Genomic DNA, 24,633 nt, shown 5'->3' on the forward strand with positions numbered 1-24,633 from the left:
GCGCCGGGTAGCCGGCGGGAATGTATCGCCGTAACCAACACAAAAACGCCCAGCCGGTCAGCCGGCTGGGCGTTTCAGGTTGGCGCCTTCAGGCGCCGCTCGCGGCCTCAGGCGCTGCCGATCATCTTGCGCAGCACATAGTGCAGGATGCCGCCGTGCTGGTAGTAGGCCAGCTCGTTGGCGGTATCGATGCGGCACAGCGCATCGAGCTTCTTCTCGCCCTTGTCGCTCTTGATGGTCACCTTGACTTTGCTGCCCGGGCTGAGCTCGCCGAGCCCCTCGATGGAGATCGTCTCGTCGCCGGTCAGGCCCAGCGACTGGCGGCTTTCGCCCTCGGGGAACTGCAGCGGCACCACGCCCATGCCGATCAGGTTGGAGCGGTGGATGCGCTCGTAGGACTCGGCCAGCACCGCGCGTACGCCGAGTAGCCGGGTGCCCTTGGCGGCCCAGTCGCGGCTCGAGCCGGAGCCATACTCCTTGCCGGCCACCACCACCAGCGGCGTGCCTTCCTGCTGGTACTTCATCGCCGCATCATAGATCGCCAGCTGTTCGCCACTCGGCACATGGCGGGTGAAGCCGCCCTCGACGCCGTCGAGCATCTCGTTTCTGATCCGCACGTTGGCGAAGGTGCCGCGCATCATCACTTCGTGGTTGCCGCGGCGTGAGCCGTAGGAGTTGAAGTCCACCGGCTTGACACCGTGCTCCTGCAGGTAGCGCCCGGCGGGGCTATCGGGCTTGATGGCGCCGGCCGGCGAGATATGGTCGGTGGTCACCGAGTCGCCGAGCATGGCCAGGATGTGTGCGTCCTCGACGTCGTCGATGGCCTCCGGCTCCCTGCCCATGCCATCGAAGAACGGCGGGTGCTGGATATAGGTCGACTCGGGCCACTGATAGACCTCGCTCTGGGGCACGTCGATGGCCTTCCAGACGTCGTCGCCGTCGAACACCTCGGCGTACTCCTTGCGGAACATCTCGGTCTTGACCTTCTCCACCGCCTCGGCGATCTCGGCCTGGGACGGCCAGATGTCCTGGAGATATACCGGCTTGCCGTCGCTGCCTTCGCCGAGCGGCTCCTTGGAGAGGTCGCGGCGCACGTTGCCGGCCAGGGCGTAGGCCACCACCAGCGGCGGCGAGGCCAGCCAGTTGGTCTTGACCAGCGGGTGCACGCGGCCCTCGAAGTTGCGGTTGCCCGAGAGCACCGAGGCCACGGTGAGGTCGCCCTCATTGACGGCCTGCTCGATGGAGTCCGGAAGCGGCCCCGAGTTGCCGATGCAGGTGGTGCAGCCGTAGCCCACCAGGTTGAAGCCCAGGGCGTCGAGATCCTCCTGCACGCCGCCGGCGGCGAGGTAGTCGGTGACCACCTTGGAGCCCGGCGCCAGCGAGGTCTTGACCCACGGCTGGGTGGTCAGACCCTTCTCGCGCGCCTTGCGCGCCAGCAGGCCGGCGGCCATCATCACGCTGGGATTGGAGGTGTTGGTGCAGGAGGTGATAGCGGCGATGACAACCGCGCCGTGGTCGAGGCTGAACTGCTGGCCAGCGTAATCGACATCCCGGCTGTCGGCGTTCTCATAGCTCTGCTCGACGCCCACGGCGGTCTGGCCGCCTTCGGAGAACAGCCGGCCCTTCTCGGTGGTCGGCACTTCGTTCAGGCGATCGCCCATCAGCGCCTCGAAGGTCGCCTTCATGTCGGTCAGCGCGACGCGATCCTGGGGGCGCTTGGGGCCGGCCAGGCTGGCTTCGACGTCACCCATGTCGAGCTGCAGGGTGTCGCTGAAGATCGGCTCGGCGCCGGGTTCGCGCCACAGCCCCTGGGCCTTGCTGTAGGCTTCGACCAGGGCGATCTGGGCATCCTCGCGGCCGGTCAGGCGCAGGTAGTTGAGGGTCTCCTCGTCGACCGGAAAGAAACCGCAGGTCGCGCCGTATTCCGGCGACATGTTGGCGATGGTGGCACGATCGGCCAGCGGCAGGTCGTCGAGCCCGTCGCCGTAGAACTCCACGAACTTGCCGACTACGCCTTTCTTGCGCAGCATCTCGGTGACCGTCAGTACCAGGTCGGTGGCGGTGATGCCTTCGCGCAGCTTACCGGTCAGCTTGAAGCCGATCACCTCGGGAATCAGCATCGATACCGGCTGGCCAAGCATGGCCGCCTCGGCCTCGATGCCGCCCACGCCCCAGCCGAGAATGCCGAGACCGTTGATCATGGTGGTGTGGGAGTCGGTGCCGACCAGGGTGTCGGGGTAGGCGAGGGTCTTGCCGTCGACCTCCTTGGTCCACACCGTTCTGCCCAGGTATTCGAGATTGACCTGGTGGCAGATGCCGGTGCCCGGTGGCACCACGCGGAAGTTGTCGAAGGCGTCCTGGCCCCAGCGCAGGAACTCGTAGCGCTCGCGGTTGCGCTCCATCTCGATGGCCACATTGTCCTTGAACGCCGTGGGGTTGCCGAACTTGTCGACCATCACCGAGTGGTCGATGACCAGGTCCACCGGGGATAGAGGATTGATGCGCGCCGGATCCTCGCCCAGCTCGGCCACCGCGGCACGCATCGAGGCCAGGTCGACGACCCCGGGCACGCCGGTGAAGTCCTGCATCAGCACCCGGGCCGGGCGATAGCCGATCTCACGACTCGAGCGGCCTTGCTGCTGCCAGTCGACAAGCGCCTGCATGTCGTCGACGCTGACGCTCTCATCGTCGGCGAAGCGCAGCTGGTTCTCGAGCAGTACCTTGAGGGTCATCGGCAGGCGATCGATATTGCCGAGCGTCTCGGCAGCCTTGGCCAGGCTGTAGTAGTGATAGGTCTGCCCGCCGGCCTCGAGTTGGCTCAGTGTGTCGGGGGTCGTGTGGCTCATGGTCTCCTCCTCATGAAGAGCGATGGGCGCCCATCCGGGGCGCACGAAAGCGCGGTCGCTAGGGTCTGTTGACGTTTCATCGCGCGGCCGTGAGCGAAACGTCAACAGACCCTCGTATCACATGGTCATGATAGGCGCTGATTTCAAGCGCTGCCGGAGTGACGCGTCCTGTCTTCACACTCAGCGTCTATGCTGGAGTGACGCAGGCGTGCCCCCGAGCAGGGCCGATCTAGGTAATACCCCACGCGAATGGCACGACGATGACAGGAGCTTCCCCGATGCATGAAGAGATGCTCACTTCACGGGCGGTGCACTGCCCCTACTGCAGTACCGCCTTCGACCTGCTGGTCGACGCCAGCCAGGGCAGCCATATGACATGGGAGGACTGTCCGCGCTGCTGCGCGCCGATCCAGCTGCGTATCAGTGTATCGCCACAGAGCGGTGAGCTGGAGGGGGTTGCCTTGGGGCGCGATGATGACGTGGTGTGATAGCATTGGACTATGGCATCAATTGATCAACTTGATTGCCAATATCATGGCTTTGACTTTAGTCTTAGCCACTATTTTGATCACACAATCATCATTCGCACCTCAAGGGAGAGACCTGAATGAGCGTACTGGTAGGCCGCCAAGCCCCCGATTTCGAAACTGCTGCTGTGCTGGGTAACGGCGAGATCGTCGATGATTTCAAGCTTTCCGACAGCCACGGCAAGCTGCGCGTGCTGTTCTTCTGGCCGCTCGATTTCACCTTCGTATGCCCCTCCGAGATCATCGCTCATGACAACCGTCTGGCGCAGTTCAAGGAGCTCGGTGTCGAGGTGATCGGTGTCTCCATCGACTCCCAGTTCACCCACCATGCTTGGCGCAAGACGTCTCCCGAGAAGGGCGGCATTGGCGAGGTCGGCTTCCCGATCGTGGCCGACGTCAAGCACGAAGTGACCCAGGCCTACGGCATCGAGCATCCGGAAGCCGGCGTCGCCATGCGTGCTTCCTTCCTGATCGACGAGCACGGCGTGGTCCAGCACCAGACCGTCAACAACCTGCCGCTGGGGCGCAACGTCGACGAGATGCTGCGCATGGTCAAGGCGCTCAAGCACCACCAGCAGCACGGCGAAGTCTGCCCGGCCGGCTGGGACGAAGGCCAGGAAGGCATGAAGGACACCGCGGAAGGCGTCGCCAAGTACCTCGGCGCCCACTCCAAGGCGCTGTAAGCCGAGCGCTTGCTGGGAGGCGGCCTGCGGGCCGCCTCTTTGCGTTGGTGGAGTGATACACTCGGCTTCCGGTGCACTGCGGCATGTCGACCGGGGTCGCCATGCCGCAATGCGTCGCCAGTGCGACACTAACGCTACCCGCCATCATTCAAGACACCCATGAGGTCATCCATGGACGCACGCCACGAACGCCTGATCATTCTCGGTTCCGGCCCGGCCGGGTATACCGCCGCCGTGTATGCCGCCCGCGCCAACCTCAAGCCGCTGCTGATCACCGGCATGCAGGCCGGCGGCCAGCTAACCACCACCACCGACGTGGACAACTGGCCGGGTGACGACGCGGGTGTGCAAGGCCCCGAGCTGATGGAGCGCATGAAGCGTCACGCCGAGCGTTTCGAGACCGAGGTGCTGTTCGACCATATCGACGAAGTCGACCTGCGCAGCCGACCCTTCACGCTCATCGGCAGCGGTGGTACCTATACCTGCGATGCGCTGATCATTGCTACCGGCGCCAGCGCCCGCTATCTGGGGCTGCCCTCGGAACAGCAGTTCATGGGCCAGGGGGTGTCGGCCTGCGCTACTTGCGATGGCTTCTTCTACCGCAATCAGGAGGTGGTGGTGATCGGCGGTGGCAATACTGCCGTAGAGGAGGCGCTGTACCTCTCCAATATCGCCGCCAAGGTGACCCTGGTGCACCGTCGCGATAGCCTGCGCGCCGAGAAGATTCTGCAGGACAAGCTGTTCGACAAGGTCGAGAACGGCAATATGGCCATCGAGTGGAACCATACTCTCGACGAGGTACTGGGCGACAACAGCGGCGTGACCGGCGTGCGTCTGGTGTCTACCGCCGACGGCAGCACCAAGGAACTGGCCGCACCCGGCGTGTTCATCGCCATCGGCCATACCCCCAACACCGGCCTGTTCGAGGGCCAACTGGACATGGCCAACGGCTATATCAAGGTCAAGTCCGGCCTCGAGGGCAACGCCACCGCGACTAGCGTGGCGGGCGTGTTTGCCGCCGGCGACGTCATGGACCATGTCTACCGCCAGGCGATCACCTCCGCCGGCAGCGGCTGCATGGCGGCACTCGACGCCGAGCGCTACCTGGACGAGATTGGCTAGCGCCCAGCGCCCAGCGCCTCGCCACTGCTGGCTAGTAGTGCGGCGGGAGCTCCTGCCCGGGGTCGAAGCCCTCGGGCTGGTCATTCAGCGCCTGCTGCTGTTCGCGCAGGCGCTTTTGCATCACGGCGTTGAGTCGGATCAGCTCCTGTAGGCGTCGCTCCTGACTCGCGACCGCTTCGTCGAGCTGATCCAGCCAGTGCTCCTGGTGGGCAGTGCGGTTCTCGAGGGCCTCCAGTCGCGCGGCCAGGCCGGCGAGCGACTCGTGATCAGGCATGCTAGAATCGCCGCGTTGCGTGTTGCCGTTCATCGCTGCACCTTCATCCAATGTCACTGTAGTCCGTCGGTCATCACGCCGGGGGGCAAGACCGTGATTGTCATAGCTAGTATCCACGTCCACCACAACAAGAGAAGTTGAGGTCCATGAATCATAAGGTGTTTGTTCGCTGTCTTATCATCAGTCTCCTGCTCGCCGCGCCTGCTCCCCTGTTGATCACTCTGTTCGTCTCGTTCACCGGCGGTCTGCTGTCCCAGCAGCTGCTGGCATCGCTCGAGCTCGGTGGCGTAGCTGGCGTCTATATGGCCGTCGCCGCGGCAGTTTTCCTGCTACTGCTGGTCGCGACCAGTGCGGTGCAGGTGCTGTCGCCCTCGGCGTCGCCTGCCTCGGCCGTATTGGCCGACATCGAGAACGACGATCGCGAGATCGGCGAGGTCAAGTGGTTCAACGTCAACAAGGGGTATGGCTTTATCACCCGCGACAACGGCGACGATGTCTTCGTGCACTTCCGGGCCATCCGTGGCAAGGGGCATCGTACCCTGGCCGAGGGCCAGAAGGTACGCTACCACGTGGTCGAGAATGAGCGGGGGTTGCAAGCCGACGACGTCACCGTGATTACCTGAAGCGAAGTTCGCTCGTCAGCTTTCGATAGCTAGGTGGTTACACCATCATCAGACATCGCCCCGCTCGCGCGGGGCGATGTCGTTTCAGGCCTGGCCTCGGTTATTGGCCGGAGTCGGGCCAGGTAATGGCCTCTTCGCGGCCGTCGGGGAGAATGCGCCAGAAGCGGTCGGGGTCGTCGCCTGGCTGCCAGCCGCCCAGCGAGCAGCGCACCTCGCAGGCCAGCGCCTGACTGGCGTCGCGGGCGCAGTCGGCGTCGCGCGGCCAGGGCGTGGCGTCGCTGTCGAACCACAGGCTGCTGAAGCCGTCGGCGGCCTGCTCGACCAGCAGCACCGGGATGCGCTGGCCCTGCAGGTGCCCGCTGGTGCGCCACTGGCGTTTGCCGGCAGGGCCTAGTGGCGCCGCGTCGAGGCTTTCACTCAGCCACTGGCTGACTGCCTCGACGCTGGCGTCGGCGGCGAGGTAGATCTCGATATCCGGATAGCGCTGCATGGGCACCTCAGTTGGTCTCGCCATGGGCGAACAGGCGCACCAGGATGGCTTCGTAGATCTCGCTCAGGGTGTCCAGGTCGGCGGCGCGCACGCGCTCGTTGACCTGGTGGATGGTGGCATTGAGCGGCCCCAGCTCGACCACCTGGCTGCCCAGGGTGGCGATGAAGCGACCGTCGGAGGTGCCGCCGCTGGTCGACAGTGCCGGCCGCTGCTTGGTCACCGTTTCGACGCCGCTTACCGCGGCTTCTACCAGTTCGCCCTCGGCGGTGAGGAAGGGCTCGCCGTTGAGGGTCCAGTCTAGGCGGTAGTCGAGGCCGTGGGCGTCGAGGATCGCTTCGGTGCGCTCGCGCAGTTGCTCGTGGGTCACCTCGGTGGAGTAGCGGAAGTTGAACACCGCTTCCAGCTCGCCGGGGATCACGTTGGTGGCGCCAGTCCCGGCGCGAAGGTTGGAGATCTGGAAGCTGGTGGCGGGAAAAAAGGCGTTGCCGTCGTCCCAGTGCTCGCGCACCAGGGCATCCAGCGCCGGTGTCGCCGCATGAATGGGGTTGGCCGCCAGATGCGGATAGGCCACATGACCCTGCACGCCCTTGACGTGCAGCACGCCGCCCAGCGAGCCACGCCGCCCATTCTTGATCACGTCGCCGAGGCGCTCGGTGGACGAGGGCTCGCCGACGATGCAGTAGTCGAGCCGCTCGTGGCGTTCGCGCAGGTGCTCGACCACGGCGCGGGTGCCGTCTATCGCCGGGCCCTCCTCGTCGGAGGTGATGAGGAAGGCGAGCTTGCCGTGGTGGTCCGGGTGGGCGGCGACGAAGCGCTCCACTGCGGTGATCATCGCCGCCAGGCTGCCCTTCATGTCGGCGGCGCCGCGGCCGCGCAGCATGCCCTCGGCGTCGATGCAGGGCGCGAAGGGCGGCGTCTCCCAGCTGGTGTGCGGACCGCTGGGCACCACGTCGGTATGCCCGGCAAAGGCCAGTACAGGGCCGTGGTGGCCGCGTACCGCCCAGAAATTGTCGACGTCACCGAATGGCAGCCGCTCGGTGTGGAAGCCCAGCGCCGCGAGGCGCTCGATCATCAGCGCCTGGCAGCCCTCGTCATCGGGCGTCACCGAAGGCCTGGCCATCAGGTCGATGGCCAGTGCCAGGGTCGGCGACAGGGGCTGCGACTCAGTTGTGGGCATGCAGCGCCTCATTGAGCGCGATGGCGCTCTTGTTGGTCAGGCACTCGATGCGGCCGTTCTGGGAGTTGCGGCGCAGCAGCAGGTCGTCCTGGCCGGCCAACTCGCGGGCGGCCACGGTCTTGACCTCCTGACCCTGATCGTCGAGCAGGGTGACCTTGGCGCCGGCGGTGATGTAGAGCCCGGCCTCGACGGTGCAGCGGTCGCCCAGCGGAATGCCGATGCCGGCGTTGGCACCGATCAGGCAGCCCTCGCCGACCTTGATCACGATGTTGCCGCCGCCGGAGAGGGTGCCCATGGTCGAGCAGCCGCCGCCGAGATCCGAGCCCTTGCCGACCATCACGCCGGCGGAGATGCGGCCCTCGATCATGCCCGGGCCCTCGGTGCCGGCGTTGAAGTTGACGAAACCCTCGTGCATCACGGTGGTGCCTTCGCCGAGGTAGGCGCCCAGCCGCACCCGCGCGGTGTCACCGATGCGAATGCCCTTGGGCACCACGTAGTCGGTCATCTTGGGGAACTTGTCGACGCAGTCCACCGACAGCGCGCGGCCCTCGAGGCGCGCCTTGAGGCGGCGTGCCGGCAGCTCTTCGATATCGATGGGCCCCTCGTTGGTCCAGGCGATGTTGCGCAGCAGGCCGAACATGCCGGTCAGGTCCAACTGGTGGGGCGTGACCAGGCGGTGCGACAGCAGGTGCAGCTTGAGGTAGACCTCAGGGGCGTTCTCTGGCGGCGTGTCGCTGTCGAGGAAGGTCGCCACCAGCGGGCGCTGGCTGGCCGCCAGCGACTCGGCGAGTTCGGCCTGCTCGGGGTTGCCGGCGGCCTTGAGGGCGGCTGCCAGTGCGCCGCAGTGCTCGGGCAGGAAGCTCACCGCAGCGTTGCCGGCCGGCGCATCCAGGGCCTGGCGGGCGGCCTCGACCAGCGCTGCGTCGGGTTGGAACAGCGGCGCCGGGTAGTAGATTTCCAGCCAGTCGCCCTGGGTGTTTTGGGTGCCGATGCCGAGTGCAAAGCTGAGCATGCAGGTGTCCTCTTGAAAGACGTCAGTGAAAGGGTGTCAGCGGGCTGAGCCGTGGCTCAGACCGACAGGTTGTCGTAGTCGCCGTCGCGGTAGCCGACCAGGATATCGTCACCGGTATCCAGCAGCGGTCGCTTGAGCAGGGTGGGGTGGGCCAGCATCAGCTCGCGGGCGCGGTTGGCGTCGATCTCCTGCTTGTCGGCGTCGTCGAGCTGGCGCCAGGTGGTGCTGCGCTTGTTGAGCAGGGTCATCACCGGCACCCGCTCGAGGATGTGCTCGAGCAGTGCCGCCGAGAGGCCATCCTCGCGCAGGTCGTGGAACTGGTAGGGCACGCCGGAGGCGTCCATGGCCTTGCGCGCCCGGCGGCAGGTGTCGCAGTTCTTGATGCCAAACAGGGTCAGCATGGGCAGTCCTCCTTCACTGACGTTCGATGAAGCGACGCAGGCGGCGGGCGCCCTCGACGGTGGCCTCGAGCTCGGCGACCAGCGCCAGGCGCACGCGGCCGCTGCCGGGGTTGTGGCCGTCGGCGCTGGTACGGCCCATATAGCTGCCCGGCAGCACGCTGACATGTTCTTCAGCGTAGAGCGCCCGGGTAAAGGCCGCGTCGTCGCCGCCGGGCACCGCCGGCCACAGGTAGAAGCTTGCCTGGGGGGCTGGGAACTCCATCACCGGTGCGAGGATCTCGGTCACCGCGGCGAACTTCTCGCGGTAGGCGTTGCGGTTGGCGAGCACGTGCTGCTCGTCCTGCCAGGCGGCGATGGAGGCGCGCTGCAGCGGCAGCGACATGGCGCAGCCGTGGTAGGTGCGGTAGCGCTTGAACGGCGCAATCAGGGCGGCGTCGCCGGCCACGAACCCGGAGCGTAGCCCGGGCAGATTGGAGCGCTTGGAGAGCGAGTGGAAGACCAGGCAGCGCCGGTAGTCGTGGCGGCCCAGCGCCGCACACGCCTGCAGCAGTCCAGGCGGTGGCGCGGCTTCGTCGAGGTAGAGCTCGGAGTAGCACTCGTCGGAGGCGATGAGGAAGTCGAATTCGTCGGCCAGTTCGAGCAGACGCTGGAAATCGGCCAGCGGCGTCACCGCCCCGGTGGGGTTGCCCGGCGAACACAGGAACACGATCTGCACCTGGTGCCAGGTCTCGGCGGATACGGCCTCGAGGTCCGGGCGAAAGCCGTGCTCGGCCACGCAGTCGAGGTAGAGCGGCTCGCCGCCGGCCAGTAGCGTCGCCCCTTCGTAGATCTGGTAGAAGGGGTTGGGCACCGCCACCCTGGCTGGGCGGCTACGGTCGAGTGCCGCCTGGACGAAGGCGAAGATCGCTTCGCGGGTACCGTTGACCGGCAGCACCTGGGTGTCGGGATCGAGGCCATCGAGGCTGAAGCGCCGCGCTGCCCAGCCGGCAATGCTGCGGCGCAGCTCGGGCATGCCATGGGTGGCAGGATAGCGTGCCATCTCCTGCTGATGCGCCACCAGCGCTTCGAGGGCGCCGGCATAGGGCGCATGCTGCGGCTCGCCGATGGTCAGCGGGATGTGCGTCAGCGCCGCTGGCGGGGTGACGTCGGCCTTGAGCGCGGCGAGCTTCTCGAAGGGATAGGGCTTGAGGGCATCGAGATCGGGGTTCATGGCTGTCCTGGTCGCCTCGAGGCGGCGGAAACGTGGGCGGGTCGACGCCGACGGCGGCGGCATGACCCGAGGATTATAGGGAAGCGGCGAAGGCGCCTCAAACCCGCTAGACGCCGAGCACCTCGATCAGTCGCTCGCGCAGGCGCTGCTGGCGCTCGGGGTCGGTAAGCGGCTCGCCGCCTTTGGTGGTGATGAAGAAGACGTCCTCGACGCGCTCGCCCAGGGTGGCGATCTTGGCCGCCGAGAGGGCGATGTCCTGCTCCATGAAGATGCGCCCGACCCGCGCCAGCAGGCCGGGGCGGTCGGGGGCGGTGAGCTCCAGCAGGGTGCGTTCGTTGGCCGGGTCCTGCTCGATCAGCACCTGGGTGGGTACCTTGAAGTGCTTGAGCTGGCGCGGGGTGTGGCGGGTGACGATCTGGGGGTAGTCGTCGGGGTCGTCGAGCTCCTCGACCAGGTGGCGGCGAATCGCCTCGATGCGTTCGCGGTCGCGGATCGCCTCGCCGTCGTCGTCGAGCACGATAAAGGTGTTGAGCGTCCAGTCGTTGCTCGAGGTGGCGATACGCGCGTCGTGGATCGACAGCCCCAACTGCTCCATGGCGGCGGCGGTGGCGGCGAACAGGTCGTCTACCGAGCGGGTGTGGATAAACACCTTGGTGCCGCCCTCGGCCATGTCCTCGGTGGGCACGCTGATCAGGATCAGCGGCAGCTGCGAGTCGCCGTGGCCGAGGATGCCCTGGGTCTGCCAGGCGATCTCGCTGGGCGCGTACTGCAGGAAATAGTCTTCGCCGAGCGACTCCCAGAGGCGCTCGACCCGCGCCGGGTCGGCGCCGACGCTGGCCAGCAGCGAGCGCGCCTCCTCGCGGGTCTCGCGCACCCAGTCGTCGCGGTCCAGCGGGTTCTCCAGGCCGCGGCGCAGGGCGCGCTTGGTTTCGGCATGCAGTTGGCGCAGCAGGCTGGCGCGCCAGCCGTTCCACAGCGAGGGATTGGTGGCGTTGATATCGGCCACGGTCAGCACGTAGAGGTAGTCGAGGTGTACCTCGTCACGCACCTGGCGGGCGAAGTCGCGGATCACGTCGGGATCGGTGATATCGCGCTTCTGGGCGGTCTTCGACATCAGCAGGTGGTGCTCGATCAGCCAACTGAGCAGCCGGGTGTCGCGGGGCGAGAGGCCGTGGCGCTCGGCGAAGCCCTCGACGTCGCGGGCGCCGATCAGCGAGTGGTTGCCGCCGCGGCCCTTGCCGATATCGTGATAGAGCCCGGCGATCCACAGCAGTTCGAGCTTGGGCAACTGATGGACCAGGGTGGCGGCCACCGGGAACGCCTCGCGTCCCTCAGGCTCGCGGAAGCACTGAATGAACTTGAGCAGCCGCAGGGTGTGGGCATCGACGGTGTAGATATGAAACAGGTCGTGCTGCATCAGGCCCACCGCCTGGCCGAACTCCGGCAGGTACTTGCCGAGCACGCCGTAGCGGTTCATGCGCCGCAGCTGGCGGGCCACGTTGCCGCTGGAGCGCATGAGCTCCATGAACAGGCTCTGGTGGCGCACATCGTCGCGGAACAGGTCGTCGATGCGGTGGCGGTTGTCGCGGATCAGGCGAATGGTCTCGGCGCGTACGCCCTCGATCTCGGGATGCTGCGCCATCAGCAGGAAGAGTTCGAGCAGCGCCGCCGGCCGCTGGCGGAAGACCCGCGGGTGGCGCGCCTGGATATAGCCGCCGGTGATCTCGAAGCGGTCGTTGAGCGGGGCGGTCTCCAGGCGCTCGTCGCCGCGCAGGATCACCTCGTCGAAGTGCTGCAGCAGCATGTCGTTGAGGCCGGCCAGGGCGGTGACGTGGCGGTAATAGCGCTTCATGAACTGCTCGACGGCGAGGCGCTCGGGAGTGTCGCGGTAGCCGAACAGCTCGGCGATGGCGCGCTGGTGATCGAACAGCAGGCGATCCTCGGCGCGCCCGGTGAGCATGTGCAGCGCATAGCGTACCTGCCACAGGAAGGCCTGGCCCTGGCTGAGGATGCGCAGCTCGGCGTCGTTCATGAAGCCGTTGTCGACCACGTCCTCGTAGCGCAGGGTGCCGAAGTGGCGCTTGGCCACCCAGCCGATCATCTGGATGTCGCGCAGCCCGCCCGGGGAGCTCTTGATATTGGGCTCGAGGTGATACTCGGAGTTGTTGTAGCGGTAGTGGCGGGTGATCTGCTCCTGCCACTTGGCTTCGAAGAAGCGGTCCGCCGGCCATAGCCGCTCGGTGGAGAGGCGCTCGCGCATGGCCTCGCGCAGCCGCTCGTCGCCGGCCAGGGTGCGGGTCTCGAGCAGGTTGGTGATCACCGTGACGTCGGCCTCGGCCTCGCGCTGGCAGTCGTTGAGCGAGCGTACGCTGTGGCCGATCTCGAGCCCGATGTCCCACAGGAAGGTGATGAAATCGGTGAGCGGTTCGCGGTAGGGGGTGTCGTCGTCGTGCTCGAGCAGCAGCAGCAGGTCGATGTCGGAGTGCGGGTGCAGCTCGCCGCGGCCGTAGCCGCCTACCGCCAGCAGCGCAATGCCGTCGTCGGGCCAGGCGTGGCGCGACCAGGCCACCTGCAGCAGCCGGTCGAGGCACCAGGCGCGGCCGTGGATCAGGTCACGGATGTCGGCGCCGGCGCGAAAGCGCTCGTCGAGGCGGGCCTGGATCTCGCGCAGCGCCGCCTTGAACGGCGCGATGGGCGAGCGACTGCCGTCTAGCTCGGTGCGAAGCGTGTTCTCGTCGAACAGCGTCGTGTCGGGCGTGAAGCGGTAGTGGTGCAGTAGCATATCAGCGGTCGAGGAAGCTGAGGTCTTCCTCAGCGCGGGCGGTGAGCACCTCGACGCCATCGGCGGTGACCAGCAGGGTGTGCTCCCACTGCGCCGACAGGCTGCGATCCTTGGTTACTGCGGTCCAGCCGTCGCGCAGCACCTTGGTGCGATAGCCGCCGACGTTGATCATCGGCTCGATGGTAAAGCACATGCCCTCGGCAAGGGCGATATCGGCCTCCGGGGCGTAGCCGTCGTAGTGCAGGATCTGCGGGTCCTCGTGGAAGCCGGCGCCGATGCCGTGGCCGCAGAAGTCGCGCACCACCGAATAGCCATTGGTCTCGGCGTGCTGTTGGATGACCCGCGCCAGTTCGGAAAGCCGGGCGCCGGGCTTGACCAGGGCGATGCTCTTGTAGAGGCACTCCTGGGTGACGCGGCACAGCCGCTCGCCCTGGATGGTCTCGCCGATCACGAACATCTTGCTCGAGTCGCCGTGGTAGCCGTCGGCGGTCTTGACGGTGATGTCGATGTTCATGATGTCGCCTTTCTTGAGCTTCTTGGCGTCATCGGGGATGCCGTGGCAGACCACGTGATTGATCGAGGTGCAGGTGGCGTTGGGGAAACCGTGGTAGTTGAGCGGGGCCGGCGTCGAGCCCAGCTCGTCGACGATGAACTCGTGACACAGCCGGTCGAGCCTGCCGGTGGAGACACCGGCCTCGACGTGGGGGGCGATCATTTCCAGCACGCGGGCGGCCTGGCGACCGGCCTCGCGCATCTTGTCGATTTCCGCTGCGGTCTTGATGGGAACGTTCATGGGGTCTCGAATCTGGAGGCGGGTAACGCGCCGGAAGTGGACGCCAAAGGCGGCCGGCGACTTCATCTCGGTAGCGAACTATGGTATAAAGCCGCGCGCTTTCCTGCAATCGTTGACCGGAGTGCGGACGGGCCTTGAGCGCTCGACGCGGGGAGACGATAATGCGGGGGGCGTAATGAACGCCTAAATCACACATGCACCGTCACATGGTCCCGGGTGCCTGCGTCACGCGAGTGCGCTGGTCGGATCCATGGGGTGCATGGAGGCCTAACCCGATTTATCAGGAGTCATCCATGGCACACGTCAATATGCGTGACCTGCTCAAGGCAGGCGCCCACTTCGGTCACCAGACCAAGTACTGGAACCCGAAGATGAGCAAGTTCATCTTCGGCGCGCGCAACAAGATTCACATCATCAACCTCGAGCACACCCTGCCGGCGCTGAACGACGCCATCGGCGTGGTCGAGAAGATGGCCGCTTCCAACAACAAGATCCTGTTCGTCGGCACCAAGCGTTCCGCCAGCAAGATCATCAAGGAAGAGGCGAATCGCGTCGGTCAGCCGTTCGTCAACCATCGCTGGTTGGGCGGCATGCTGACCAACTACAAGACCATTCGTCAGTCGATCAAGCGTCTGCGTGAGCTCGAGGCGATGCACGAAGATGGCACCTTCGAGAAGCTGACCAAGAAGGAAGTCCTGATGGCCACCCGCGAGCAGGACAAGCTCGAGCGTTCGGTGGGCGGCATCAAGGAGATGGGCGGTCTGCCCGATGCGCTGTTCGTGATCGACGTCGACCACGAGCGGATTGCCATCAACGAGGCCAACAAGCTGGGTATCCCGGTGATCGGGGTGGTCGACACCAACTCCGACCCGGACGGCGTCGACTACGTGATCCCTGGCAACGATGACTCCATCCGCGCCATCCAGATCTACGTCAAGGCCATCGCCGATGCCTGCGGTCGCGCCAAGGAAGGTCGTCCCGACGAATTCGTTGAAGTCTCGGACGCCGACGCCAGCGAAACCGCCGAGTAATACCGCTGCGCCTGCTGCCGCGCCGTGAGTGCGATGAGCAGGCGAGAAGGGGGGCTTCGGCCCCCTTTTTTCCCGCTGCGCGGGAGATCCGCGTACCGACGTCGAACCAATTTCAGAGGTTATTATCATGGCAGCTATCAGCGCCTCTCAGGTCAAGGAACTGCGCGAGCGTACCGGGCTCGGCATGATGGAGTGCAAGAAGGCCCTCACCGAAGCCGGTGGTGACATCGAGCAGGCGATCGAGGACCTGCGCAAGAACTCTGGTCTCAAGGCCGCCAAGAAGGCCGGTCGTACCGCCGCGGAAGGCGCCGTGGTGACCCGCGTGGCCGCCGACGGCAGCTACGGCGTAATGGTCGAGATCAACTCCGAAACCGACTTCGTCGCCCGTGACGACAACTTCAAGGGCTTTGCCGACCAGGTCGTCAACGCCCTGTTCGAGGCCAAGAGCGACGACGTGGCCGCACTGATGGCCGGCGACATGGAAGCCATCCGCGAGCAGCTGGTGCAGAAGATCGGCGAGAACATCAGCGTGCGTCGTGCGGTGCTGGTTGAGGCTGGCGCCGGCAATCTGGTGGGCGAGTACGTCCACGGCGGCCGCATCGGCGTGCTGACCGTGCTCAAGGGTGCCAACGCCGAGGTAGCCAAGGACGTTGCCATGCACGTCGCCGCCATCAATCCGGCCGTGGCACTGCCCGAGAACATGCCCCAGGAGCAGCTCGATCAGGAAAAGGCCATCATCCTGGCCCAGCCTGACATGGCCGGCAAGCCCGAGCAGATCGCCGAGAAGATGGTGCAGGGCCGCCTCAAGAAGTACCTGGCCGAGAACAGCCTGACCGAGCAGCCGTTCGTCAAGGATCCCAACCAGTCCGTCGCCGAGTTCGTCAAGAGCGCCGGCGGTGAGGTGGTCGGCTTCACGCGCTTTGAAGTGGGTGAGGGGATCGAGAAGGAAGAGGTCGACTTCGCCAAGGAAGTAATGGAACAGGCTCGCCGCAGCTGAGGTCTGACTCCATCGACACGTGTTGGCGTGCGCGCAAGCGCACGCCTTCGCGTATCCGGCTGGTGCATGCCAGCCATGCCCGCCCGCATAGCCACCAGGAGAGCTTCCATGCCCACGAGCCACGATTCCCAGAGCGCCGAGCGCGGCACCAAGCCTGAGCGCGGTGCCAAGTCGAAGTACAAGCGCATTCTTCTCAAGCTGTCCGGCGAAGCCCTGATGGGCGAGCACGAGTTCGGTATCGATCCGCAGGTGCTGGATCGCATGGCGCTGGAGATCGGCCAACTGGTAGGGATCGGGGTCCAGGTTGGTATCGTGGTCGGCGGCGGCAACCTGTTCCGCGGTGCGGCGCTCAACGAGGCGGGCATGGACCGTGTCACCGGCGACCATATGGGCATGCTGGCCACGGTGATGAATGCCCTGGCCATGCGCGATGCGCTGGAGCGTTCGAACATCCGCTCGCGGGTGATGTCGGCGATTCCCATGAGCGGGGTAGTGGAGCACTACGACCGCCGCACCGGGATTCGCTACCTCACCTCCGGGGACGTGGTATTGTTCTCCGCCGGGACCGGCAACCCCTTCTTCACCACCGACTCGGCGGCCTGCCTGCGCGGTATCGAGATCGACGCCGACGTGGTGGTCAAGGCCACCAAGGTCGACGGGGTCTACGACAAGGATCCGGTCAAGCACGCCGACGCGGTGAAATATGAGCACCTGACCTATGACGAGGTGCTCGATCAGAAGCTGGGGGTCATGGATTTGACCGCCATTTGCCTGGTGCGGGACCATGACATGCCGGTTCGCGTATTCGACATGAACAAGCCCGGTGCCCTGCTCAACCTTGTGGTGGGCGGCAAGGAAGGCACGCTGATAGACAGAGGGTAATGACGTGATCAACGATATTCAGAAAGACGCCGAGTCTCGCATGAAGAAGAGCCTCGAGGCGCTGCAGGCCAACTTCCACAAGATTCGTACCGGGCGTGCCCATACCAGCATTCTCGATGCGGTGATGGTGGAGTACTACGGCGGCCAGGTGCCGATCAACCAGGTCGCCAGCGTCAACGTCGAGGACGCCCGCACCCTGAGCGTATCGCCCTGGGAGAAGGACATGGTGCCCAAGGTCGAGAAGGCGATCATGACCGCCGACCTGGGGCTGAATCCCTCCACCGCCGGCAGCGTGATCCGCGTGCCGATGCCGATGCTCACCGAAGAGACGCGCAAGGGCTATATCAAGCAGGCGCGCAGCGAGGCGGAGCACGCCCGCGTGGCGGTGCGCAACGTGCGGCGCGACGCCAACGGTGATCTCAAGTCGCTGCTCAAGGACAAGGATATCTCCGAGGATGAGCAGCACAAGGGCGAGGATATGATCCAGAAGCTCACCGACAAGTACATCGGCGAGATCGACAGCCTGCTGGAAGCCAAGGAACACGACCTGATGCAGGTCTGATCGGCTGGCGGGCCTCGCGCCCGCCCCACCTCCTCTCCCGATGCGAGACCCCATGACCTCAACGCTGTCTTCACAAGAGTGCCGTGATGGTCTGCCACGCCACGTGGCGGTGATCATGGATGGCAACAATCGCTGGGCGCGTGCCCGCGGCTTCTCCGGCGTGCGCGGTCACCGCGCCGGCGTCGAGTCGGTGCGTGCGGTGATCCGCCGTGCCGCCGAGCGGCGCATCGAGATGCTGACCCTGTTTGCCTTCTCCAGCGAGAACTGGCGGCGGCCCGCCGATGAGGTCAGCGCACTGATGGAGCTGTTCCTGTGGGCCCTCAAGCGTGAGGTCAAGAAGCTCCACGAGCACGATATTCGGCTCTCGGTGATTGGCGACCGCAACGGTTTCTCGGCGGCGATTCAGCAACATATCGAACGCGCCGAGGCGCTGACCCGCGACAACCGCGGCCTGCACCTGGTCATTGCCGCCAACTACGGTGGCCAGTGGGACCTGGCGCGGGCTGCGCGACGCCTAGCCGAGCGCGTCGAGGCCGGTGAGCTGCGCGCCGCCCAGGTCGACGAGGCCGCCCTGGGCAGTCAGGTGTGCCTGGCCGGGTCGCCGCCGGTGGACCTGTGCATTCGCACCAGCGGCGAGCAGCGTATCTCCAATTTCCTGCTCTGGCAGCTGGCCTACGCCGAATTCTACTTCACTCCGCTCCTGTGGCCCGATTTCGACGGCGCCGCCTTCGACCAGGCTCTGGATGCGTACCGCGGTCGCCTGCGGCGCTTTGGCATGACCGATGAACAGGTCGAGGCGCAGCATGCTTAAACAGCGCATCATTACCGCCCTGTGGCTGGCGCCGCTGGTCCTGCTGGGGCTGTTCTGGCTCGACGGTGGGGCCTTTGCGCTGTTCACGGCGCTGATCGTGCTGCTGGCGAGCTGGGAGTGGGTCAACCTGGCCGGCCTCGAAGGCCAGCGCCAGCGTCTGCTCGGCGTCGCCGGCATGGCGCTGCTGATGCTGGTGCTGTGGCTGACGGGCGCCGTACAGGCGACCTGGGTGCTATGGCTCGGCGTGCTTGGCTGGCTGGCCAACCTCTACTGGATCGTCCACTACCCCGACAAGGGGGGGCAGTGGCAGGCCGCGCCGCGGCGCCTGGCCATGGGGCTCTGGGTGCTGCTGCCGTGCTGGGTCGGCTTCATTGCCCTGCGCGACAGCGGCGCCGTGTGGCTGCTGTTCGTGCTGCTGCTGGTGTGGTGTGCCGATACCGGCGCCTACTTTGCCGGCCGCGCCTTCGGTCGTCGCAAGCTGGCGCCGCGGGTCAGCCCGGGCAAGACCTGGGAGGGCGTGGCCGGCGGCCTGGCCGCGACCACCCTGCTGGCGCTGCTGTTTGCATTCTGGCAGTCGCTGGGCCTTGTCCAGGTGCTGGCGCTGGTGGCGATTACCTGGCTGGTGACGCTGATCTCGGTGCTCGGCGACCTGCTCGAGAGCATGCTCAAGCGCCACCGCGGCATCAAGGACTCCAGCGCCCTGCTGCCCGGCCACGGCGGCGTGCTCGACCGCATCGACAGCCTGACCGCGGCGGTGCCGTGGTTTGCGCTGCTCGGCGGCTGGCTGTGAGCCGCGCGTGGTTGCCATGAGCGACGCCGTGCAGTGCGTCAGCGTGCTGGGGGCCACCGGCTCGATCGGCACCAGCACCCTGGATGTCATCGCTCGTCATCCCGATCGCTACCGCCTCCACGCCCTGACCGCCCACACCTCCCGGGAGGCGCTGCTGGCGCTGTGCCAGCGGCATCATCCAGCGGTGGCCGTGCTGGCCCATGAGGCCGATGCCGTCTGGCTGCGCGAGCGGCTGGCCGCGGCGGGGCTCGACACCCAGGCGCGGGCCGGCGAGGCGGCGCTGGTCGAGGTCGCCGAGGCCAGTGAGGTCGACGTGGTGATGGCAGCCATCGTCGGCGCCGCCGGGCTGCTGCCGACGCTGGCCGCGGTGCGCGCCGGCAAGCGCGTGCTGCTGGCCAACAAGGAGGCGCTGGTGATGAGCGGGGCGCTGTTCATGGACGCCGTGGCGACCCACGGCGCGACCCTGCTGCCGATCGATTCCGAACACAATGCCATCTACCAGTGTCTACCCGCTGAGCACCGCGGCGGGCTCTCGCGCCACGGCGTCACCCAGCTGCTGTTGACCGCGTCCGGCGGGCCCTTCCTGGGCTGGACGCCGGCGCAGCTGGCCGAGGTGACCCCGGCCCAGGCCTGCGCTCATCCCAACTGGTCGATGGGTCGCAAGATCTCGGTGGATAGCGCGACGCTGATGAACAAGGGGCTCGAGCTGATCGAGGCGTGCTGGCTGTTCGATGCGCGGCCCGAGCAGGTGCAGGTGGTGGTCCACCCGCAGAGCGTTATCCACTCCATGGCCGCCTACAGCGACGGCTCGGTGATCGCCCAGCTGGGTAATCCCGACATGCGCACGCCGATCGCCTACGGGCTAGCCTGGCCACAGCGCATCGACGCCGGCGTGGGGCCGCTCGACCTGTTCCAGGTGGCGCGGCTCGACTTCCAGGCGCCGGACGAGACGGCCTTCCCCTGCCTGCGCCTGGCCCGCGAGGCGATGGCCGCTGGCGGCACGGCGCCGGCGGTGCTCAATGCGGCCAACGAGGTGGCGGTGGATGCCTTTCTCGCCGGCCGGCTGCCGTTTGCCGCTATCGCCGAGCTGGTGGCGAGGGTGCGTGACGCTCGTCCGGTGCTGCCGGCAGATGAACTGGCGACGATCCTCGACGAGGATCGCCAGGCGCGACAGGCCGCCCAGGCAATCCTGGTGCGGATGCTCGAGGAGACGATCTAGATGGGCGTGATACAGAACATCCTGGCGGTGATCGTGGTTCTCGGCGTGCTGATCACCTTCCATGAATATGGCCACTTCTGGGTGGCGCGGCGCTGCGGCGTCAAGGTGCTGCGCTTCTCGGTGGGCTTCGGCAAGCCGCTGTGGTCGCGGGTCGATCGCCACGGCACCGAATTTGCCGTGGCGGCGATCCCGCTGGGCGGCTATGTCAAGATGCTCGACGAGCGCGAGGGCCCGGTGGATCCTGCCGAGCAGGACCAGGCCTTCAACCGCAAGACGGTGTGGCAGCGCATCGCCATCGTTGCCGCCGGTCCGCTGGCCAACTTCCTGCTGGCGATCGTCGCCTACTGGCTGATGTTCGTCGTCGGCACCACCACGGTGGCACCGGTGGTGGGCAGCGTGGCCCCGGGCTCGCCGGCGGAGCAGGGCGGGCTCAGCCCCGGCCAGGAGATCGTCGCCGTGCAGGGAGACAGCGTGCGCTCCTGGGACGAGATCAACCTCAAGCTGGTGGCGGCCATCGGCCACAGCGGTGCGCTGTCGTTCAGCGCCCGCGACGAGGGCAGCAGCAGCGCCCGCGACTATCAGCTGCCGGTGGACAACTGGCTGGTGCGTCAGGATCCGCCGCAGCCGCTGCCGAGCCTGGGGCTCGAGCCTTGGCGGCCGTCGTTCCCGGCGGTGCTGGGCCAGGTGCTGGATGGCGAGGCCGCCGGCCAGGCCGGGCTGCAGCCCGGCGACCGGGTGCTGACGGTGGACGGCGAGGCGGTGGATGATTGGCTGCACTTCGTCGACCTGGTGCGCGCCAGCCCCGAGTCGTCGCTGGCCCTGGAGGTGGAGCGGGACGGCGAGACCCTCGCCGTCGAGCTGACCCCGGGGCGCAATGAGCTGGAGGATGGCGTGGTGATCGGCTATATCGGTGCCGGTGCCGAGCCGGTGGAGTGGCCCGAGGAGTATCGTCGCGAGATCCGCTACGGTCCGCTGGCCGCGGTGGGGCAGTCGCTGTCGCGCACCGGCGAGATGTCGCTGCTCACCGTCGATGCCATTCGCAAGATGTTCGTCGGCCTGATCTCGCCGTCCAACCTCTCCGGGCCGATCACCATCGCCCGGGTGGCCGGCGACTCGGCGCGCACCGGTCTGGAGACCTTCGTCAGCTTCCTGGCCTACCTGTCGATCAGCCTGGCGATCCTCAACCTGTTGCCGATTCCGATCCTCGACGGTGGCCATCTGGTCTACTATGCCGTCGAAGCGGTGCGCGGCAAGCCGGTATCGGAGCGCGTCCAGGCCATGGGGCTGCGCATCGGCGTGGCACTGGTCGGCAGCCTGATGCTGATGGCGCTATATTTCGACCTGATGCGGCTATGGTGACACACGACCCGCGGCGGGGTTCGGCGGCCTTCGGCTTGTCAGAACCCTGCACAAATGTATATGGTGCCTGTTCCACACGCGGGCAGACCAACTCGAGCGAATCGACTGCATGAAACTCAAGACCATCGGATTGGCGGCGCTGCTGCTTACCAGCGCCCAGGTAGCGCTGGCAGACTCTTTCAATGTTTCCGACATCCGCGTAGAGGGCCTGCAGCGAGTTTCTGCAGCCTCCGTGTTCAATGCCTTCCCCGTCACCACCAGTGACCGCGTCGATGAGCGCGAGTTGGCCGACGCCGCCCGCGAGCTGTTCGCCACCGGTCTGTTCGACGATGTCCAGCTGGCCCGCGACGGCGATATCCTGATCATCCAGGTCGTCGAGCGACCGTTCATCACTGCGCTGAGCATCACCGGCAACTCGCAGATCTCCGAGTCAGATCTGCGTGAGGGATTGAGCGAGGCAGGGCTGGCCGAGGGCCAGGTGCTGCAGCTCTCCACCCTCGAGGAGATCCAGCGCGAGCTGGAGCAGGTCTACCAGGCCCAGGGGCGCTACAGCGCGCGCATCGAGACCAGCGTCGACGAGATCGACGAAAGCCGGGTGCGGGTCAACGTCGATATCAACGAAGGCGCGGTGGCCTCGATTCGCCAGATCAACATCGTCGGCAACCAGGCCTTCGACGACGACACCCTGCGCGACCAGTTCGAGCTCAATGACCGCCCGGGCCGCTTCTTCGGCTGGTTCTCCCGCGATGAATACTCTCGCGAGGCGCTGTCAGGCGACCTCGAGCGGCTGCGCTCCTACTACCTGGATCGCGGCTACGTGAACTTCGATATCGCCTCGACCCAGGTCTCGATCAGTCCCGACAAGTCGGAAATCTTCATCACCGTCAACGTCGACGAGGGACAGCAGTTCCGTCTCGGCAACATTCGCTTCGCCGGCGACATGGAAATTCCCGAGTCCGAGGCCCGCGAACTGATCACCGCCGAGCGCGGCGAAATCTTCTCGCGCAGCGATATCACCGCCTCCTCCGAGGCACTGCGTTCGCGCCTCGGCGCCGAGGGCTTCGCCTTTGCCAACGTCGATGCCCGTCCCCAGCCGTCCACCGACGGCGAGACGGTGGACGTGGTGTTCAACGTCAATTCTGGCCAGCGCGCCTATGTGCGGCGCATCAACTTCGAAGGCAATACCACCACCGAAGACGAAGTGCTGCGTCGCGAGATGATCCAGATGGAGGGCGCGCCGGCCTCCACCGACCAGATTCGCCAGTCGCGCCAGCGCCTCGAGCGGCTGGGCTTCTTCCGCCAGGTAGACGTCGACACCCAGCCGGTGCCCGGCGAGAGCGACCTGCTCGACGTGACCTACAACGTCGAGGAGCAGCCCTCGGGCTCGATCTCGGCCAGCGTCGGCTTCTCGCAGAGCGCCGGTGTGATCTACGGCGCGGCGCTGTCGCAGAACAACTTCCTCGGCAGCGGTAACCGGGTCAACGTCGGCGCCCAGCGCAGCGACACCTTCACCAGCCTCAACTTCGGCTTCACCGACCCCTACTGGACCCTGGACGGCATCTCGCGCGGTTATAACCTCTACTACCGCGAGACCGACTACGAAGACTCGGATATCTCGACCTACTCCACCGACGCCTACGGCGCGGGGATCAACTTCGGCTACCCGATCAACGAGCTGGCGCGCCTCAACTTCGGCGCCACGGTGGAAGACCTGACGGTCCAGACCTACAACGATACCGCCTCGGAAATCGTGCGCTACGTCGATGACCAGGGCGCCGGTGCCCAGAGCCTCAAGCTCACCGCCAGCTGGACCCGCAACAACCTCAATCGCGGTGTGATGCCGACTGCCGGCAACTATCAGCGCATCTCGCTGGAAACCGCCGCGCCCGGCAGCGACGCCGAGTACTACAAGCTGCGTGCCCGCGCCCAGCAGCTGTTCGAGCTCAATAACGACTGGTCGCTGAAGTTCGGCGGCACCCTGGGCTATGCCGACACCATCGGCAACGATCCCTATCCGTTCTATGAGAACTTCTTCTCCGGCGGCTTGGGCTCGGTACGCGGCTTCACCGGCAACACCCTGGGGCCGCGCACCACGCCGCGCGGTGGCGGTAACGACCGCACCCTGGGCGGCAACGTGCTGGTCGAAGGCTCCGCCGAGCTGCTGTTCCCGACACCGTTCATGGAAGACCAGCGCTCGGTGCAGACCGGCTTCTTCTTCGATGCCGGCAACACCTTCCTGACCGACTGCTACGAGGTCCTCGACGGCGACCAGTCGCGCTGCGAGTCAGGCGTCGATTTAAGCGAGCTGCGCTACAGTGTGGGTATCGGCCTGTCGTGGCTGACCCCGGTGGGGCCGCTGACCTTCAGTATCGCTGAGCCGCTCAACGACAAGGATGGCGACGATACCCAGTTCTTCCAGTTCTCGCTGGGCCAGACCTTCTAAGCCGGGTACCATGGAGAGTTAGATGCGACATGTTTTTCAGGGGAGTGGTGTCATGCGTAAGGTAATGGGAGTCATCTCCCTGGGGCTGCTTGGCCTGTTCGCCTCGGTCGCCCAGGCGGCAGAAGTGGCGGTGGTGGATTGGCGCCAGGCGCTGATGGAAACCCGCGCCGCCCAGCAGTCGATGAGCCAGCTCGAGAGCCAGATCGGCAACCAGCAGCAGCAAGCGCAGTCGCTGGGCCAGGAGCTGCAGCGGCTTCAGGAGCGCCTGCAGCAGGACGGTGCGGTGATGTCCGATAGCGAGCGCCAGTCGCTGATGCAGGAGGGGCAGCAGAAGGAGCAGCAGTTCGTCGAGCTGCGTCAGCAGATCATGCAGGCTCAGCAGCAGGCCGAGCAGGCCTTCCTGCAGGACGCCGAGCCCAAGCTGGAGCGTGCCGTGGACGAAGTCATGGCGCGCCACGGTATCGACGTGCTGATGGATATCAATGGCATCATCAATACCAATCAGGATCTGATGAATCTTACCGATGAAGTCACCGAGATCCTCGACTCGATGAACTGAGCACCCGCCCGTTGAGGGCGGGTCCCTGCCTCCTGCAGCC

The 24,633-nt window shown here is 66.1% G+C and carries 23 protein-coding genes; 14 read left to right on the top strand and 9 right to left on the bottom strand.

Annotated features, from left to right (window positions below; translation table 11 throughout):
- Positions 1-107: 107 nt before the first annotated feature.
- Positions 108-2,846 carry an aconitate hydratase AcnA gene (acnA, locus tag QC821_RS13615; protein WP_309722438.1) on the bottom strand — a complete coding sequence of 913 codons (2,739 nt, stop codon included), beginning with the start codon at positions 2,844-2,846 and terminating at the stop codon, positions 108-110.
- A gap of 278 nt (positions 2,847-3,124) precedes the next feature.
- Here acnA and QC821_RS13620 point away from each other — a divergent pair, with 278 nt between their 5' ends.
- The 3 genes from QC821_RS13620 to trxB all read left to right on the top strand — a co-directional run bounded on the left by QC821_RS13620 (position 3,125) and on the right by trxB (position 5,178).
- Positions 3,125-3,334 (top strand): zinc ribbon domain-containing protein, encoded by a 210-nt coding sequence (locus tag QC821_RS13620; protein WP_309722441.1) that lies wholly within the window; start codon positions 3,125-3,127, stop codon positions 3,332-3,334.
- A 119-nt stretch (positions 3,335-3,453) separates the two neighbouring features.
- Entirely contained in the window at positions 3,454-4,056 is a 603-nt protein-coding gene (locus tag QC821_RS13625; RefSeq protein ID WP_076746281.1) for a peroxiredoxin, read from the top strand.
- A gap of 171 nt (positions 4,057-4,227) precedes the next feature.
- The gene (gene trxB, locus QC821_RS13630; RefSeq protein ID WP_309722445.1) at positions 4,228-5,178 is read left to right on the top strand and encodes a thioredoxin-disulfide reductase; all 951 of its coding nucleotides are present in this window, start codon (positions 4,228-4,230) and stop codon (positions 5,176-5,178) included.
- Positions 5,179-5,209: 31 nt separating this feature from the next.
- Here trxB and QC821_RS13635 read toward each other — a convergent pair whose 3' ends face one another.
- The gene (locus QC821_RS13635; RefSeq protein ID WP_309722447.1) at positions 5,210-5,452 is read right to left on the bottom strand and encodes a SlyX family protein; all 243 of its coding nucleotides are present in this window, start codon (positions 5,450-5,452) and stop codon (positions 5,210-5,212) included.
- A gap of 146 nt (positions 5,453-5,598) precedes the next feature.
- Between QC821_RS13635 and QC821_RS13640 the strand changes: the two genes are divergently transcribed.
- Complete coding sequence (locus tag QC821_RS13640) at positions 5,599-6,075, top strand: cold-shock protein (protein WP_309722450.1); 477 nt, start codon at positions 5,599-5,601, stop codon at positions 6,073-6,075.
- Positions 6,076-6,175: 100 nt separating this feature from the next.
- Here QC821_RS13640 and QC821_RS13645 read toward each other — a convergent pair whose 3' ends face one another.
- From QC821_RS13645 to map, 7 genes are all read right to left on the bottom strand, one after another.
- Positions 6,176-6,565 (bottom strand): hypothetical protein, encoded by a 390-nt coding sequence (locus QC821_RS13645; protein ID WP_309722453.1) that lies wholly within the window; start codon positions 6,563-6,565, stop codon positions 6,176-6,178.
- 7 nt (positions 6,566-6,572) lie between these two features.
- Complete coding sequence (gene dapE / locus QC821_RS13650) at positions 6,573-7,742, bottom strand: succinyl-diaminopimelate desuccinylase (RefSeq protein WP_309722456.1); 1,170 nt, start codon at positions 7,740-7,742, stop codon at positions 6,573-6,575.
- Positions 7,729-8,754: a 2,3,4,5-tetrahydropyridine-2,6-dicarboxylate N-succinyltransferase gene (gene dapD, locus QC821_RS13655; protein ID WP_309722458.1), complete on the bottom strand. Its 1,026-nt coding sequence runs from the start codon at positions 8,752-8,754 to the stop codon at positions 7,729-7,731. Before dapD ends, dapE begins: the two co-directional genes overlap by 14 nt.
- A 56-nt stretch (positions 8,755-8,810) precedes the next feature.
- Positions 8,811-9,155, bottom strand: coding sequence for an arsenate reductase (locus tag QC821_RS13660; protein ID WP_309722461.1), 345 nt, complete (start codon positions 9,153-9,155; stop codon positions 8,811-8,813).
- Between the two features lie 13 nt (positions 9,156-9,168).
- Positions 9,169-10,365: a succinyldiaminopimelate transaminase gene (dapC, locus tag QC821_RS13665; protein WP_309722463.1), complete on the bottom strand. Its 1,197-nt coding sequence runs from the start codon at positions 10,363-10,365 to the stop codon at positions 9,169-9,171.
- A gap of 106 nt (positions 10,366-10,471) precedes the next feature.
- The gene (locus QC821_RS13670; RefSeq protein WP_309722466.1) at positions 10,472-13,147 is read right to left on the bottom strand and encodes a [protein-PII] uridylyltransferase; all 2,676 of its coding nucleotides are present in this window, start codon (positions 13,145-13,147) and stop codon (positions 10,472-10,474) included.
- Position 13,148: 1 nt separating this feature from the next.
- Entirely contained in the window at positions 13,149-13,940 is a 792-nt protein-coding gene (map, locus tag QC821_RS13675; protein WP_309722468.1) for a type I methionyl aminopeptidase, read from the bottom strand.
- A 293-nt stretch (positions 13,941-14,233) separates the two neighbouring features.
- Between map and rpsB the strand changes: the two genes are divergently transcribed.
- The 10 genes from rpsB to QC821_RS13725 all read left to right on the top strand — a co-directional run bounded on the left by rpsB (position 14,234) and on the right by QC821_RS13725 (position 24,593).
- A complete protein-coding gene (gene rpsB / locus QC821_RS13680; protein WP_309722470.1) occupies positions 14,234-14,971 on the top strand; it encodes a 30S ribosomal protein S2 in 738 nt (245 codons plus the stop codon).
- Between the two features lie 127 nt (positions 14,972-15,098).
- Entirely contained in the window at positions 15,099-15,968 is an 870-nt protein-coding gene (gene tsf, locus QC821_RS13685; RefSeq protein ID WP_309722473.1) for a translation elongation factor Ts, read from the top strand.
- 108 nt (positions 15,969-16,076) lie between these two features.
- Complete coding sequence (pyrH, locus tag QC821_RS13690; RefSeq protein WP_309722475.1) at positions 16,077-16,850, top strand: UMP kinase; 774 nt, start codon at positions 16,077-16,079, stop codon at positions 16,848-16,850.
- A gap of 4 nt (positions 16,851-16,854) precedes the next feature.
- Positions 16,855-17,412, top strand: a complete 558-nt coding sequence (frr, locus tag QC821_RS13695) for a ribosome recycling factor (protein ID WP_309722478.1) — start codon at positions 16,855-16,857, stop codon at positions 17,410-17,412.
- 52 nt (positions 17,413-17,464) lie between these two features.
- The gene (uppS, locus tag QC821_RS13700) at positions 17,465-18,223 is read left to right on the top strand and encodes a polyprenyl diphosphate synthase (RefSeq protein WP_309722481.1); all 759 of its coding nucleotides are present in this window, start codon (positions 17,465-17,467) and stop codon (positions 18,221-18,223) included.
- Positions 18,216-19,013 carry a phosphatidate cytidylyltransferase gene (locus QC821_RS13705; RefSeq protein ID WP_309722484.1) on the top strand — a complete coding sequence of 266 codons (798 nt, stop codon included), beginning with the start codon at positions 18,216-18,218 and terminating at the stop codon, positions 19,011-19,013. The genes uppS and QC821_RS13705 overlap by 8 nt, the downstream gene beginning before the upstream one ends.
- Before the next feature lie 16 nt (positions 19,014-19,029).
- A complete protein-coding gene (ispC, locus tag QC821_RS13710; RefSeq protein WP_309722487.1) occupies positions 19,030-20,232 on the top strand; it encodes a 1-deoxy-D-xylulose-5-phosphate reductoisomerase in 1,203 nt (400 codons plus the stop codon).
- Positions 20,233-21,591: a sigma E protease regulator RseP gene (gene rseP / locus QC821_RS13715; protein WP_309722489.1), complete on the top strand. Its 1,359-nt coding sequence runs from the start codon at positions 20,233-20,235 to the stop codon at positions 21,589-21,591. It abuts the gene before it with no gap.
- A gap of 109 nt (positions 21,592-21,700) precedes the next feature.
- Positions 21,701-24,034, top strand: coding sequence for an outer membrane protein assembly factor BamA (gene bamA / locus QC821_RS13720; RefSeq protein ID WP_309722491.1), 2,334 nt, complete (start codon positions 21,701-21,703; stop codon positions 24,032-24,034).
- Positions 24,035-24,086: 52 nt separating this feature from the next.
- Positions 24,087-24,593: an OmpH/Skp family outer membrane protein gene (locus QC821_RS13725; RefSeq protein ID WP_309722493.1), complete on the top strand. Its 507-nt coding sequence runs from the start codon at positions 24,087-24,089 to the stop codon at positions 24,591-24,593.
- The last annotated feature ends 40 nt before the right edge of the window (positions 24,594-24,633 follow it).

The sequence above is a fragment of the Franzmannia qiaohouensis genome (assembly GCF_031451695.1).
In the GTDB taxonomy this organism is placed as follows: Bacteria; Pseudomonadota; Gammaproteobacteria; order Pseudomonadales; family Halomonadaceae; genus Franzmannia; species Franzmannia qiaohouensis.